Source organism: Methylosinus sp. C49, assembly GCF_009936375.1.
GTDB lineage: Bacteria > Pseudomonadota > Alphaproteobacteria > Rhizobiales > Beijerinckiaceae > Methylosinus.
In genome coordinates this window covers 120,248-133,565 of sequence record NZ_AP022333.1, presented here as the reverse complement: position 1 = coordinate 133,565, position 13,318 = coordinate 120,248, and the positions used below count along the sequence as shown (strand labels likewise).

Sequence of the window (13,318 nt, the reverse complement as noted above, 5' to 3'; positions counted from 1 at the left end):
GTTCCTCCAGTTTTATTCCTATTCGGCCGTCGCCGGCAGCCTATCACGCGTCGCGGCGAGCAGCGCGCTCTTGAATCCCTCGAGCAGGACGTCGGCCTGGCGGTGCAGGAGATTATGGGCGAGAAGCCCGACGAGCGCCGTGCCGATGCCGACCGCGGTGGCGACGAGCGCGGCGGCGATGCCGCGGCTCACCGCCGCCGGATCGGAGACGCCGCCCGACGACAGAGCGTTGAACGTGTCCATGATGCCGAGGATCGTGCCGAGCAGGCCGAGCAACGGGGCCGCGGTGACGATCGTGTCGAGCATCCATAGGCGCGCGCTGACCTTGGCGTCGACTCGGATGAACAGCGCCGAGGACAAATCCTCGACGCGGGAGCGGGTGCAGCCCGGCTCATTCTGCGCGGCGACATATTCGGCGAAGCTGCGGCTCAGCGCGTCGGGACCGAAAGATTGCGGCGTCGTCGAGCTTCCGAGCGCATGCGCTTCGATCGCGGCTCTGATCCTGCGCGAGCGCAACGCCAGCAGCCCGTAATAGACGAGCCGCTCGATGAGCACGAAGGCGAGCAGAACGAGACATCCGTAGAGGATGTCTATGCAGATTTCGTGGAAGAAGGCGTGATCGATCTGCATGGTCAGAACCCCATGGAGAAGGTCGCCGTCGCCGAGAAGCCCTGGCCGACGTAATAGGTCGGGGCGCTGGCGGAAACCATGTTGCCATAGACGCCGCGCGTCGCCACCGCATTGTTCTTGATGCTGTTGGCGCCGGTCAATGAATGCGTGTTGGTGATGTTGTAGAGATTGACCCGCAGCTCCGGCTTCTTGCCGAAGGCGATATCATCGAAGCGATAGCCGACCATCGCGTCGATGCGGGCGTAGGGCGAGATGGACTCGTCGTTCATGAAGGTCGAATATTGTCGGCTCGTCACCTTGGCGGCGAGATTGCCGAGAATATGGCCGTCGTCATAGTCGACGCCGAGCGCGCCCGTCCAGGTCGGCGAATTCGGCAGATGCTTGCCCTTGGTCGGCAGGAAGTCGTTGATCGAGGACACAGGCGAGCCGGCCGGCGTCGTGCCCGAGGTCGACAGATTGTCGAGAATGCGTGTCTGTAGATAATTGGCCGAGAGATAGGGGCGGAAATTATAGATCGGCCGTGTGCCGATCTCCGCCGCGACGCCCCAGAGATCGACCGCGCCGGCGTTGATCGTCGTGCTCACCGAGGAACTGGAGTTCGGCAGGAACACGGAGGTGCTGATCTGATGGTTCTCATAATGCGAGCCATAGAGAGACACCGAGGTGGCGAATAGCGGGCTCTGATAGCGATGGCCGATCTCGACGGTGACGGCTTTTTCTGGGGCGAGCCGATTGGCCGGCGTCAGCGCGCCGCTGCTGGTGTTCACCGAATCCGCGAGCGCGAAATTCGGCGTCGAGCGGAAGGAGGTGCCGACCGAGCCGAAAATCTGGTGATAATCCCAAAACTTATAGCGGAACCCCGCCTGCGGCAGCGCGACGAGATCACTCTGCGTGTTGAGCGGCGTCACCCCGGGAAGGAAATTATAGACCGAGCGATGAATGGACGCGACCTTCACGCCCGATTCGATCGTCAGCTTGTCGTCGAGCAATGACCATGTGTCGCTGACGAAGCCGGTGTTGGTGACCGTTTGCGTCAGGAGATCGCGATACTGCGGCGCGCCGACGCCCGGAATGGTGATCGCGCCGGAGTCGATATAGGGATCGGCGACCGAGCCGTCGGCGTTGAGAAAAGCGTAAGGCGCGGTCTGGCGATGGTTCGCATATTCGAACCAATAGCCGAGCATCAGCTTGTGATCGCCGAGATCGAAGGTGAATTTATTGATGAGGCCGGGACGCAGCGTCTCGGTGATCGAGGGGTTGTAATACATCCCCTTGTCGTTCTTGGTGACGACGCCATTGTTGTTCCAATCCGCCGCGCCGATGTTGAAGCGGCCGTAATAGAACGAGCTTCCCGAGGCCGTCGCATTCTCGGTCACCGATGTCACGCCGCCGCCATTGCCATAGCCGTACCAAAAATAAGGAATGGCGTCATAGGTCACATCCTTGCTGATCGTGAAAGTCGAAGGCGCGCTGACGATCAGATTACGGAACGGGTTGATGCGCCATTTGTAGTAGAGATTCGCCTGATTGGCGGAGCGATCCCAGGCGCCCGCCGAAGGGACGAAATAGGAGGCCGGAAGCGCCGTGTTGTAGCCGACCGACCTCGCGCCGAGCGTATTGTAGCTGCCGAGCGTCGGATATTGATAGAAGTTATTCAGCGCGTCGTTGAAGATCACCGAGAGGCCGATGCGATTGCCCTGGCTCGGCTCCCACACGCCTTTGAAGTCGACATGCTGGCGCTCGTTCGAGCCCGGACCCGACCAGTGATTCTCCGTGTAATGCGAATAGGACACATAGCCGCGGAAATCGCCGATCTGACCGGTTTCGGCGCGCGCGAATTCGCGGGCCGTGCTGTGCATGCCATAGGAGAAATCGACAAAGCCGCCGCGCGTCTTCGAGGGATCGCGCATGTAGATGTTGATGACGCCGCCGGAGGCGCCGATGTGCGGGCTGTCGAGATCGGGCGAGCCTTGCGCGATCGAGATCTGCTCGATGTTCTCGCTGTCGACATATTCCTGCGGATAGAGCGCGTAATTGCCGGAGTCGTTGACCGGCATGCCCTCGATTGTGAGGCCGAGCTGATCGCTGTTGTAGCCGCGGATACGTATGTTGCCGCCATTGAGGCCGGAGTTGTCGGTGCTGGTGATGACGACGCCCGGCAGAAGATTGATCATCTGATAGGGGTTGGCCGTCGGCGACATTTTCGCGATGGCGTCACGCGTCACCGTCGAGCGGGTCTTCACCGCCTCTTCCTCGATCATATAGCCGCCGCCGAGGTCCTGGCGGTTGACGCCGTCCGGCGCCGGCTCCGCCGCGCCATTGCCGTAGATATCGACGCGGCCGAAATCGGTCGGCGCTGCGGTGAGGCCGCTCTGCGAGCGGCTGTCATGCGCCGGCTTTTGCGGCTGTTGCGCCGATTGCGCGAGAACGAGCGTCGGCGTCGAGGCGCCGGCGAGCAGGGCGAGCGTAAGGACACGGAACTTCATCGGAGGACCTCGGTTGCGACTATCTCGGGTGGAAGACGACGACGCCGCTGAGCGCGCCGCCGCCCGCGGCGGAAGCGCAGGCGACCGCGCGCGATCGCGCCGCGGCGTCGAGGATGGCGGAACCTGAACTGCTGGTGACGGAAGCCGAGCCGCCTGAGACCGCTATGCCGACGGCGCCCGAAGGCTTCTGCAGCCGCGCGTCCTTGGAGCTCGGGTAGGGCGCGCCGGCGAGGCAAGCGCGGAAGGCGGAGACATTGCCCGAAGCGTGGGACGTCCGCTCGGTCGCGCCGGCCTCGCCCCGCCGCACGGCCGCGGGCTTCTCACGCGCTTCCTTCTTCGCATCGGCCTTGGAATCGTCGCTGCGCTCCCTGCGCGGATGTTCATCCACTTTCGGCTTCGGCTTTTCGAGCTTTTGCGGCCTTGGTCGCGCGGCGATCGGCGCGGGCGCGTCGCTCGGCGGCGGCGTCTCCTCTAGGATTTGCGGCTGCGGCGCCTCGATCGGCGTCTCTTGCGGCGGCTCGGGCGGAGGGGGCTCGGCCGCTTCCGCCTCGACAGGGAGATCGAGCGCGATCTCCGTCTGCCCGCCCGGATCGGCGGGCGCGACGAAAGTCGTCTGCGGCCCCATCGTCAGCGCCAACGCGAGCAGCGTCAGCACGCCGGCGAGGCCGGCGCCGTTGCTCGCGACGTCGAGCCTGTCCATCGCTCGTCTCGGCCGCACTATTTCGGCCTCGTGACAATGGAGGCGCTCGCGACCTTCGCCGCTTTCAGCGCATCCAGAACGGAGACGAGACTCTGAAGGCCCGCGCCTTCGTCGCCGCTGATCACCACGGCGAGCGGCTTGTCCTCGGTGGCGAGGCCGCGCAAGCGCTCGGCGAGCTCGGCGAGCGGGATGGCCTTGCCGTCGAGATAGGTTTCGCCGGCCCGATCGATGCCGATGGTCACGCGCGTGCGCTCGACCACCTTGTCTGGATGCGCAGAACTGGGCGGCGTGACTTTGAGCCCGAGCGCTGGAAGGACATTGATGCTGATCAATACGAAGAAGACCAGCAGAAACATCATCACATCGATCATCGGAATGATTTCGATGCGCGCATGTCTTTCACGGCGCTCGGGCCAATTCCGCATCGACGAACTCCTTAGGTAGCGCTCGACTTCGCGCTACCCATAGGAGAGCCTTTGATACAGATTAATGACTATGAACTTCATCCAATAGTCAAACGATAGACATGTTTCCGCCGTGATTCACGCCCGCCCCCGCGATACCTAGGGGTCTACGCGCGGTCGAGCGACTGTTGCGCCTCCGCCACAGGCGTCGAGAAATCGTATCTATGCGACAAGGCTGCTGTGCGCTTGCCGCGCCGAAGGCGCCCGCCGGCCTCTCGCGCGCGACAATAATCCAGAGTCATCGGGATCGTTCGCAGGGCCGGCGTCTCCCGGCAAAGCAGGGCGCAGCGCCCGTGGATGATCCGCTGCAGCGCAGCGGACCGGCTTTCAACCATGAACGCCCCCCGCCCCGTCATGCCGTTCGCCATGGCAGCTCGAGTGAAACCTCGAATCGATCATTGCCCATGGGTCCAGACCGCATGACGCACTCGTTCTGGAAGCGGGCGTGCAAGCGATCGGCAACGTTCCTGAGGCCAACTCCCACCCCTGACGGCTTTGTTATCTCTGCCTCGTTCCGGGGCATGTCGTTTTCAATCGTGACGCGCAGACGATCATTCTCCCGGCGGGCCGTCAGCGATATCTCAACCCTGCCGGGCAGCACGCCTACGCCATGCTTGATGGCGTTTTCGATGAGCGGCTGCAGGATCAGGCTCGGAACCAGCGCTTCGGCGGCATTCGGATCCATTGTGATGGAGAAGGTCATGCGGTCGGAAAACCGCTCCCGCTCGATGCCCAGATATTCTTTTTGAAGCGCGATCTCATCCGCGAGCGGCACATCGTGAAATGGATCGAGCGCGAGCGTGGTCCGTAGAAAGGTCGAGAGCGACAGGACCATGCGCTCGGCCTGCGTGGCCGCGCCTTCCTCGATCAGCCCCGCGATCGAATTGAGCGTGTTGAACAGGAAGTGTGGATTGATCTGATAGCGCAGCGCGCGCATCTGAGCCCCCAGCGCCTCTTCACGGATTGCCCCCAGACGCAGCTTGCGATCATTGAGCTCGAAGGCAAAAACAAGCGCTACGAATAGGCACGACCAGCCGAACAGAAACCCCCAGGAAATGACGACAAGGCCCCCAAAATTGTCGAGGGACTGCGGCGCGGAAGGCGGCGTCCCGAGGAGAGCCGGATAGAAATTATGGGCCCCAGCCCATAGCGCAGCCGCCATCAATGACAGCACAAATGAGACAATTAGCAACATCGGCAATGAATCTTCTGACGTCATTTTTTTCGTCAATTTGTCATGTATAAAATAAATAGCATATGATAATAGCGCTGAAAGCGCAATAATAGATAGAAACTGTATTAATCTTAATCCGATAAATTGTGCTGATATTTCCTCCACAGAAGATAAAAATCCAAAAACAACTATTATCAATACAATAAGATAAAATGCACCAAACCGCACGGTAGCAATCTTAATGCCCCGCAAATTGGACTGGCCATTTTTGAATTCGCCGTCTGAAATCATGTCGTCCAGGGTCATGAGTGCTCCTTCGAGGCGTCCCGCCTGTATCGAGCTACGCTAGCCCGTCTCATTCACGCAGGGTGGATCGGAACGGTGACGAGCGTGCATACGCGCTTTAATAAAATAGGGTTTGGTTGTCGACGCCAATCCATTATCGGCTTTTCGAGCGGCGGCTCGGGATCGCCGAGAGCCGACCCCGGTTGTCTGGACAGTCCCCGCAGATTTCGAGCGGATCTCCGCTGGGGTTTGCTGAAGCGGACCGCCTCGATTTTGTCGCGGACGTAGCCCGACCAGAGCTGCGACAATATCGACGGCGCCGCTTTGCCGCTCGCAAGCACCGGTACATCATATTTCTTGGTCGGCTCGATCATCTCCCGTAGCTTGGCGGCAGTCCGGTCCCCACCAATTGCGGACGCTGGTGGGAGATTTCCCGATAGCCGCGTTCCCCGTCTCGTCGCAATGATCTTGGAAAAGCGAAGGCGGGAAGGTCGAAACTTGCATGAGGTATAAAATCTCCGCCCGGCTCGCCCCGCCTCTTTGCGCCCTGGCCCTCTTCGCGCAAGCCTCGGCCTGCAGCGCAGAACCGCCGCCCGGCGCTCCAACGGTGAATGAGGCGCGCAAATTCGTCATCTCACATACCGACGCCGGATGCGACGACACCGATAACATAAACCTCATCAAGGATGACCGAATGATCGTGGTCTCGCGGAACGGCAACGTCGCCACGATCATCTACGACCTCTATTGCGAGTATTCCGCCGCTCGGACACGCGTGTTTCTCCTGTGGCGGACTTTCACCGGCTATCGGCTGATGCATTTCGCAAAGCCTGCATATGAGCTTCGCTGGGTCGACGACATCGGATCCGAGTTGGCGGAGAAGCCCGGGGCGACCGGATACGAGGTCGTGACCAGACTTCAGAATGGGAAAATCGATCCAAACAGCCTGGAGATTACGAGCAATGAGCCTTGGGGCGCCGATGCGGACGCCGGGGAGCGGGGTTCGTGGCGCTTTCAGCACAATGCCGGCGCCTATTCGCTGTCTTGGTTCGAGGTGGACCCTTTCAGCGAACGCAGTCTCGGGCCGGACAAAGCCAGTCGGCTGAAAGGCGAGCGCTTCGTGCTTTTTCCTTCTGAAAAATGAGATTTCCGCCTTTGGGAAGAGAATCTCGCACAACGAGAGAGACCATGGCTGTCGCTTGCCGCACCTATCGCTTTGCACTTTCCCTCGTTCTCGCTTTGGCTCTCGGCGCTTCGGCGGAGGCGCGCGCCGCAGCCGGCCCGCTCGAGACGCTGCTCATCGCCTTCACGCAGGGCAAGCGCGAGAAGGACATCGCCGCGCTTTCGAACATCGAATGGCAGGGCTTCGCCTATCCCGAAGATTCCGAAAAAGATCTCGGCGTGACATACCATTTGCGCGGACGACTGCGCCTGAATGGATTTGGCGAGGTCGATCTACCGATCGGAATCGGCGCGAACGCTACGCACAAAAAGGGCAACGAAGGCGACGCTTCGATCGATGTCATTTTCCACAGCGCCAAGGGCGTTCGCGCGATAGAGCTTCAGAAGTTCTATCCGAGCGGCAATTATCAGGAAATTCTCCAACGGCAGCTGAGCGGCGGGACCGTGACCTTGCTCGCCGACAATTGCAAAACGGGCGGATTTGGCGATCTGCCCGATGACGAGCACACAGCTTTCTTTCGGATCGATCTTCCCGCCGCGACGACGCCGGTTTTTGTCCGCGCCGGCCGCAACGAAGCCGGCGGAAAAAACAGTCCAGGCGAAACATTCTTTTCCTTTTCTCTGTTCACGCCCGGGAGCGATTTGACGAAGAGAGCCTGCGTCGACCGCGTCGAGCCGACTCGATGAGTCTTCAGCGCGCGAAACAGAAATGCAAAGGATGATGATATGCGAACAGCTTTGTTGCTCTCCCTCTTCATCTTGTCTTTTGGCGGCGTCGCGGGGCGCGCCCTTGCGGTCGATTGCCCGAACGTGGACGTCGACAAGGTCAAGCGCGCGATCAGCGAGTTGTCGGAGTTCTACGGCGACGTGCCGTCCTGCCTCGACTGTCAAAGGCGGAAAAAGCCGATCGAGCGGCTGATCTGCCAAAACGGCGGATTGAGGCTCATGGAAATCCTGGACACGAAGGCCGCCGTTTACGCCTATGAGAACGGCGCCAAGAGGGAAACGGTACATTCGAAGCCGGACTGCTCCTTTGTTCACAAGGAGCTTTCCAATAATTGCGTCGACACCGTTTGCGTCTGCGCAAATTTAAAAGAGCACACGAATGATTCGCGAGGCGGAGAGTCCCCCTATTATGGCGAGACGCGATGAAGGTCGAAGACGCAGATCGAATGTCGCTGAAGCAGCGTCTATGGCGTTGATACGTTCTGGAGCGCTGGTGATTTCTTTGGGACTCGAGATCTTTCGCGCGTCATTGCCCGCCCATGCGAGCGGCAGGCTGCCGGTCCCGCCGTCTTCGCAAGCGCTCGCGTCGCATCGCGCATGCGTCGAAGAGCTAGAGCGCCAATATGCCGAGGACAAGAGAAGCATCGTCGAAAGGACGATCGCCGCCGACGGCTCCAGCCGAGAGACTTCGTTGGAAACATCGGGCATAGAGCGGACGGGGACCGACAGCGTCCATTATCAGGCGACCATATGGCATCACCATGGGCGCGTTCGAGCCGATCTCGGACAGATCGAAACGAGCCACAGCTTCGACACACGCCTCCGGGAATGCAGAGGCGCCACCCTCCACATCAGCGGAGAGACGGGCTATACTTTGAGCACGTTCGAGCCTTGGATGAAGTCCGCGCCATGACGCAGACGACTCTGTCGCGGCGGAATTTCGTTATCGGCGTTCTGAGCTCATCTCTGCTCGCTTATCCGACGGCGAGTGTCGCCGCCCCCGAAGCCGCAGAGGTATTTTCCGATCCGAAGATTGTCGCATTGCTCCGCGCGGCCTTTCAGCGGAACAGCAAGCGCGCCGCCGAGCTCGTGGCGGCGGGCGCCGATGTGAGGGCGAGAGGCGACAAGAACGTCACGCTGCTGCAATGGGCAATGCTCAACAAAAGCCACTTTGCCTTCCAAGTGCTGCTGAATGTCGGCGCCGATCCTGCACAGCCCGGCGTCGATGGCGATACGGCGATCCATTTCGCTGCCTCGGCGAATGATTTGGAATATTTGCGTCTCCTCCTCGTGCGCGAGGTCGATGTCGACACCCGCAATGATCAGTCCGGCAGAACGCCTTTGATGGTGGCCTTGATCGGGGAACGGGAGCGGCAGTTCGAAATGTTGCTCGCAGCCGGGGCGCGTTTGACCCATGCCGACAACATGGGCAATACCATTCTGCATGTCGCGGCGCAAATTAACGATGCGGCGCGCGTTCTGAGATTGTTGCAAAAAGGAGCCCCTGCGGCGGCGCGCAACCGGCAGGGCAAGACATTCCAGACCTATCTCCTCATGACGCCAGAGCGTCTGCTCAACGCCGAAGCTCGGCAAGCCCGGCGGGAGATCATCGACTGGATGACGCAGCACGGTGTGCCCGTCGAACATTGAGCGGGATTACGCAAAGGGAGCCTTCGGCTATGTGCGTATCAGCTTCGCGCGGATCGTCGGCGCGTATGTCCGTCCCACGCGCACTTCCGAACCGTCGCTCAAAACAGCGATCAGCGCCGCGAAAGGCGCCTGCTTGATACGTATGATGGCTCCCCGGCGCACGATCGCCCCGCGATGGATGCGCAGGAATTCTCCGCCGTCGAGGCGGCGTTCGAGCGAGGACAGGCTCTCCTGAAAGAGATAGTCCGCGCCTGTAACATGGATGCGCACATAGTCGCGCTCCGCCTGAAAGCGGATTACATTGTCCGAGGTGATGCGCAAATAGTCGCCTCGCGCCTTCACCCAGAACTCCGTCGGCTTTTTCGGCCGTTCGGACAGGGTGCGTTTCAGCGAAGCGATCGTTTCTTGCAATTCGGCGACTCGATCCGCCTGAAGGCGAGCGCCCGCGGCGATCCGCGCGTGCTCCAGGGCGCGAGCGAAGCGTCCCGGTTCGATCGGTTTGGTGACGTAATCGACCGCGTTAGCCTCGAAAGCGCGCAGTGCGTGATGGTCGAATGCGGTGACGAAAACGACGACCGGCGGCTCCGGTCCGAGGCTTTCCAGAACGTCGAAGCCGCTGCCGCCCGGCATTTGAATGTCGAGCAAGAGAATGTCGGGCTGTGCTTGCTGCGCCACGCGCTTGGCCTCCGCCGCATCGGCGGCCTCCTCGATCCGGCCGACCCACTCCATCTTGCCCAGCAGACGCAAGAGCCTGCGCCGCGCGAGCGGCTCGTCGTCGACGACGAGAATCGTGAGCTCGTTCATGCGAGCCGCCACGGGAGATCGATGGACGCCCGGTAACGGCCGGGCGCGACCAGACCGGATGAAAATTCGCTGTCGCCCTGGAAGCGGGCGCGCAGACGTTCGGCGACGTTGCGCAGGCCGACGCCCATGCCGGCGGGCTGCTTGTGGTCATTTCCCATAGGCATGTCGTTCTCGACCATGACTTGCAGGCGATCGGCCTCCCGACGCGCCCGCAGCGCAATCTCGACCTTGCCGACTGTGGCGCCTACGCCATGCTTGACGGCGTTCTCGATCAGCGGCTGGAGGATAAGGCTCGGCACAAGGGCGCTGCGCACATCCTCGGGCATGTCGATGCTGAATGTCATTCGGTCGGGAAAGCGTTCGCGCTCGATTCCCAGATACTCCTCCTGCAAGGCCAACTCGTCCGCCAGAGGCACGTCATGCATGGGATCGAGCGCCAGGGTCGTCCGCAGGAAGGTCGAGAGCGACAGGACCATGCGCTCTGCGCGGGTCGCCGATCCCTCCTCGATCAGGCCGGCGATCGAGTTCAGCGTGTTGAAGAGGAAATGCGGATTTACTTGATACCGCAGCGCGCGCATCTGCGCGGTCAGCGCCTCCTCACGAACAGCGGCGAGCCTGAGTTCTCGGTCATGGAGCTCGAAACCGAAAACGAGGGTAATGAACAGACAAGACCAGCCGAAAAACAAAGCCGCTCCATATGCCGTGTCATAGCTGAAATCCTTCCAATCGAAGACAGCGAGCTGCGGCCAGATGCAGAAGGTGTAGACAGCATAGCCGAGCGCGGCCCAGGCCGGCGCCGCCGCCAGCGAGAGGATGAACGAAGCGCCGACAAGCAAAGGGAGCGCATTCTCCGGGGAGCGCGTCTCGACCAGCCTCTCATGCAGGCGGAACAACAGCGCCGAAATGCCGGCGGTGATGATCGAGCATAACGCATAGTGCAGAAACTTGCCTAGGGCGGATTCGATCGGGTCTGTGCCGACTATGCCCCATAGTATGCTGGAGAAAATGAACACGCCGACCCAATAGATCAGGCCGAAACGAATCGTGGCCCGACGGATTGCGCATGCGTTCGCCGATCGCTTCATCACCATTCATTCCCCCTTGGATCTACAGGGCTTTCTTTATTCGTCGACTTGGTCTCGCAATTCGTAGGACGTCCGCAAAGCCGTTCCTCATACGCCATTCGTCCCCCAATGCTAGCCGTTCGCAGATTCTCACAGCCGCTCGTCGGCGCATGTGCGCTCGTCGTCGGAAGCCGAATGAGCTCGCGCTCCGGCGATGCTACCAAGCTGAAAATGGCGCCACGCGGGAACTTCAGCATGGACAGATACGACATTTCGGACGTCGCTCCAAACCTTCGGCGCAGCGGACATTCGAAAGGCCGCTCGTCGACCGAGCACAGCGCGCCTGCGAGCGTCGTGCTGTTCGCGGTGCGGACGAATGACGCGGACGACATTCTCGCTCGAGTGCGTCACATGCTGCCAGAGGGCAGCCTGTTGTATGCGCAGCGCGAAGCAGCCGGCGCGCGTGACTTTTCCCGCGCGCACGGACTTTCCTCGCTGACGGAACGACAAACCGACATTCTGTGGCTGTTGATTCACGGCCTGTCGAACAAAGAGATCGGCCGCCGTTTGAAGCTGTCGCATTTCACGGTGCGCAATCATGTTTCGCAGCTGTTGAGACAATTGAACGTCTCCTCGCGCAAGGCAGTCGTCGCCTTGCTGAATGACGCTCTCGCCGCCGATGCGCATGTCCTGCCCCTTTCTGATTGACGGCGCCGCGCCAAGGCTTTCATTGCCCCCGAGGCGTCGCAACACATTATTTGCCGCGTCTCTGTCAGCAGCAACGCGCGCATCGCACCGGTGCGTCAGCGTGGTTGATTCCGCGAGGATCGGATGGCTCCATGCCTTATCCGATGGTTTGGGATTTTCGAAAATTATGAAAAATATTTGCGCCTTTCCCATCCTGCTCCTCGCCTTCGGCTCGGCGTCTGCGCAGGATGCAAAAGAACCGCTCCAAGAATGGATCGGCGATCCGAGTCACGGAATCTTCCAAGGGATGATCCACCTGAGCGGCAAGACGCACGCGGACTATCATCGCGGCTATCGCTGCCCGAGCTACGAAGCCGCGACCTTCGTCGTCTCTATCGTCGAGAAGGCCCATCTGCACGAAAAAAAGCCGAAAGCATTGCGCGCCGCGCTTTTGCGCTCGCTCGCCGGACAAGGCTGCAAACCCGCGGCCGCTGGGCAATATCTGCCGCTCCAGCTGGGCAACGTCTCACAAATCGATAATGGGCCGGAGGCGGGCGAGGAGTGGACCGCCCTACGCGTCCAGGCGCCGGACGCAACCGAGATCGGACTCGTTTACGACGCGAGCGTCTATGCCATCGATGACTGAAGCGCATGTGGAAAAGGTTGCGCCATGACAGACGATCCCGGTTGTCTTTCGATCGAACCGGCTGACACAGTGGCGAATCTCCGCGCCGCGCCGTTCTTTTTCGCTCATTGGACGAACATTATCCGCTCACTCTTGCGTCGAGGTCACAAATGTTCAGCAAGATGCTTTCCATGCCAGTCGGCGCCGGCTCCATGCTTGTTACCGTCGTCGCGCTCGCATCGCTTCCCGCATTGGCCGCATCTACGGGGCCGTTCAGAGCCGTCGATCGCGACTCTCCTTCGAATTATTGGATCGAGGATCGCAGCTGGGGCGGTGGCGCTCGCTTTGTTTTTGATCTGAAACAGAGCCTGGCGGCGGACGCGGCGCACCGAGATTTTCTCGCTGGAACCGAATTCGAAACAAATGTCCGGCAGCCTTCCCTGAAGTTTCTCGCGGGAGGCGGTCCTGAATTTACGTTCGGTTGCGCCGACCGGGATCCGGCGAAGAGCTACTGGCGCTTTCGAGTGGGAGTCACGCCGCCCGGATCGGGCATCACGAGCAAGGACGAGATCGCCTACGAGAATGGCATAAAATACTACTTCGGCGCCTCGGGGACGCTTATTCTCTTGGGCGAGGCGGACAGGGAGATAAAGCGCATTCCGCTTGCGCCGAGCAACGACGCGCTCGAAACCGCCGCTCTGACGCAAGACGATGTCCAAGCCATACTGAACGCGCCCGTGATCCGCGCCACGACGCCACGGATTTTTTTCGAATCGGGAACCTCGGCGCTGAAGGCCACGATCAACGGCAATGCGAAGCTTCCCTGCGCCGCGCGGTGAGC

The 13,318-nt window shown here is 60.8% G+C and carries 15 protein-coding genes; 7 read left to right on the top strand and 8 right to left on the bottom strand.

All coding sequences use genetic code 11. The features are described from left to right. Window positions 1-18 precede the first annotated feature (18 nt). From GYH34_RS19000 to GYH34_RS18975, 6 genes are all read right to left on the bottom strand, one after another. Window positions 19-630, bottom strand: coding sequence for a MotA/TolQ/ExbB proton channel family protein (locus GYH34_RS19000; RefSeq protein WP_161915180.1), 612 nt, complete (start codon window positions 628-630; stop codon window positions 19-21). A 2-nt stretch (window positions 631-632) separates the two neighbouring features. Next, on the bottom strand, window positions 633-3,116 hold the full coding sequence (locus GYH34_RS18995; RefSeq protein WP_161915179.1) for a TonB-dependent receptor: 2,484 nt from the start codon (window positions 3,114-3,116) through the stop codon (window positions 633-635). Window positions 3,117-3,135: 19 nt separating this feature from the next. Continuing rightward, entirely contained in the window at window positions 3,136-3,816 is a 681-nt protein-coding gene (locus GYH34_RS18990) for a hypothetical protein (RefSeq protein ID WP_161915178.1), read from the bottom strand. Between the two features lie 17 nt (window positions 3,817-3,833). Then, window positions 3,834-4,241 (bottom strand): biopolymer transporter ExbD, encoded by a 408-nt coding sequence (locus GYH34_RS18985; RefSeq protein WP_161915177.1) that lies wholly within the window; start codon window positions 4,239-4,241, stop codon window positions 3,834-3,836. 391 nt (window positions 4,242-4,632) lie between these two features. Beyond that, entirely contained in the window at window positions 4,633-5,760 is a 1,128-nt protein-coding gene (locus GYH34_RS18980) for a histidine kinase (protein ID WP_244635408.1), read from the bottom strand. A gap of 53 nt (window positions 5,761-5,813) precedes the next feature. Then, the gene (locus GYH34_RS18975) at window positions 5,814-6,113 is read right to left on the bottom strand and encodes a hypothetical protein (RefSeq protein WP_161915176.1); all 300 of its coding nucleotides are present in this window, start codon (window positions 6,111-6,113) and stop codon (window positions 5,814-5,816) included. Window positions 6,114-6,433: 320 nt separating this feature from the next. Between GYH34_RS18975 and GYH34_RS18970 the strand changes: the two genes are divergently transcribed. The 4 genes from GYH34_RS18970 (at window position 6,434) to GYH34_RS18955 (ending at window position 9,297) form a co-directional block, all read left to right on the top strand. Continuing rightward, the gene (locus tag GYH34_RS18970) at window positions 6,434-6,883 is read left to right on the top strand and encodes a hypothetical protein (RefSeq protein WP_161915175.1); all 450 of its coding nucleotides are present in this window, start codon (window positions 6,434-6,436) and stop codon (window positions 6,881-6,883) included. A 44-nt stretch (window positions 6,884-6,927) separates the two neighbouring features. Continuing rightward, window positions 6,928-7,608 (top strand): hypothetical protein, encoded by a 681-nt coding sequence (locus GYH34_RS18965; protein ID WP_161915174.1) that lies wholly within the window; start codon window positions 6,928-6,930, stop codon window positions 7,606-7,608. Between the two features lie 39 nt (window positions 7,609-7,647). Further along, complete coding sequence (locus GYH34_RS18960; protein ID WP_161915173.1) at window positions 7,648-8,073, top strand: hypothetical protein; 426 nt, start codon at window positions 7,648-7,650, stop codon at window positions 8,071-8,073. A 483-nt stretch (window positions 8,074-8,556) separates the two neighbouring features. Beyond that, window positions 8,557-9,297 (top strand): ankyrin repeat domain-containing protein, encoded by a 741-nt coding sequence (locus tag GYH34_RS18955; RefSeq protein ID WP_161915172.1) that lies wholly within the window; start codon window positions 8,557-8,559, stop codon window positions 9,295-9,297. Window positions 9,298-9,324: 27 nt separating this feature from the next. Here GYH34_RS18955 and GYH34_RS18950 read toward each other — a convergent pair whose 3' ends face one another. Then, window positions 9,325-10,101, bottom strand: a complete 777-nt coding sequence (locus GYH34_RS18950; RefSeq protein WP_161915171.1) for a LytTR family DNA-binding domain-containing protein — start codon at window positions 10,099-10,101, stop codon at window positions 9,325-9,327. Further along, entirely contained in the window at window positions 10,098-11,186 is a 1,089-nt protein-coding gene (locus tag GYH34_RS18945; protein ID WP_161915170.1) for a histidine kinase, read from the bottom strand. The genes GYH34_RS18950 and GYH34_RS18945 overlap by 4 nt, the downstream gene beginning before the upstream one ends. A gap of 333 nt (window positions 11,187-11,519) precedes the next feature. Between GYH34_RS18945 and GYH34_RS21995 the strand changes: the two genes are divergently transcribed. From GYH34_RS21995 to GYH34_RS18930, 3 genes are all read left to right on the top strand, one after another. Further along, complete coding sequence (locus GYH34_RS21995; protein WP_244635407.1) at window positions 11,520-11,873, top strand: LuxR C-terminal-related transcriptional regulator; 354 nt, start codon at window positions 11,520-11,522, stop codon at window positions 11,871-11,873. Further along, window positions 11,827-12,498, top strand: a complete 672-nt coding sequence (locus GYH34_RS18935) for a hypothetical protein (RefSeq protein ID WP_161915169.1) — start codon at window positions 11,827-11,829, stop codon at window positions 12,496-12,498. Before GYH34_RS21995 ends, GYH34_RS18935 begins: the two co-directional genes overlap by 47 nt. A gap of 107 nt (window positions 12,499-12,605) precedes the next feature. After that, window positions 12,606-13,316 carry a hypothetical protein gene (locus GYH34_RS18930; RefSeq protein WP_244635406.1) on the top strand — a complete coding sequence of 237 codons (711 nt, stop codon included), beginning with the start codon at window positions 12,606-12,608 and terminating at the stop codon, window positions 13,314-13,316. Window positions 13,317-13,318 lie beyond the last annotated feature (2 nt).

Coding starts and splice junctions, on each gene's coding strand:
- GYH34_RS18985 (WP_161915177.1), bottom strand. CDS start 4,241: ATGCGGAATTGGCCCGAGCGCCGTGAAAGACATGCGCGCATCGAAATC.
- GYH34_RS18970 (WP_161915175.1), top strand. CDS start 6,434: ATGATCGTGGTCTCGCGGAACGGCAACGTCGCCACGATCATCTACGAC.
- GYH34_RS18975 (WP_161915176.1), bottom strand. CDS start 6,113: ATGATCGAGCCGACCAAGAAATATGATGTACCGGTGCTTGCGAGCGGC.
- GYH34_RS18965 (WP_161915174.1), top strand. CDS start 6,928: ATGGCTGTCGCTTGCCGCACCTATCGCTTTGCACTTTCCCTCGTTCTC.
- GYH34_RS18950 (WP_161915171.1), bottom strand. CDS start 10,101: ATGAACGAGCTCACGATTCTCGTCGTCGACGACGAGCCGCTCGCGCGG.
- GYH34_RS19000 (WP_161915180.1), bottom strand. CDS start 630: ATGCAGATCGATCACGCCTTCTTCCACGAAATCTGCATAGACATCCTC.
- GYH34_RS18990 (WP_161915178.1), bottom strand. CDS start 3,816: ATGGACAGGCTCGACGTCGCGAGCAACGGCGCCGGCCTCGCCGGCGTG.
- GYH34_RS18935 (WP_161915169.1), top strand. CDS start 11,827: ATGACGCTCTCGCCGCCGATGCGCATGTCCTGCCCCTTTCTGATTGAC.
- GYH34_RS18945 (WP_161915170.1), bottom strand. CDS start 11,186: ATGAAGCGATCGGCGAACGCATGCGCAATCCGTCGGGCCACGATTCGT.
- GYH34_RS18955 (WP_161915172.1), top strand. CDS start 8,557: ATGACGCAGACGACTCTGTCGCGGCGGAATTTCGTTATCGGCGTTCTG.
- GYH34_RS18980 (WP_244635408.1), bottom strand. CDS start 5,760: ATGACCCTGGACGACATGATTTCAGACGGCGAATTCAAAAATGGCCAG.
- GYH34_RS18960 (WP_161915173.1), top strand. CDS start 7,648: ATGCGAACAGCTTTGTTGCTCTCCCTCTTCATCTTGTCTTTTGGCGGC.
- GYH34_RS18995 (WP_161915179.1), bottom strand. CDS start 3,116: ATGAAGTTCCGTGTCCTTACGCTCGCCCTGCTCGCCGGCGCCTCGACG.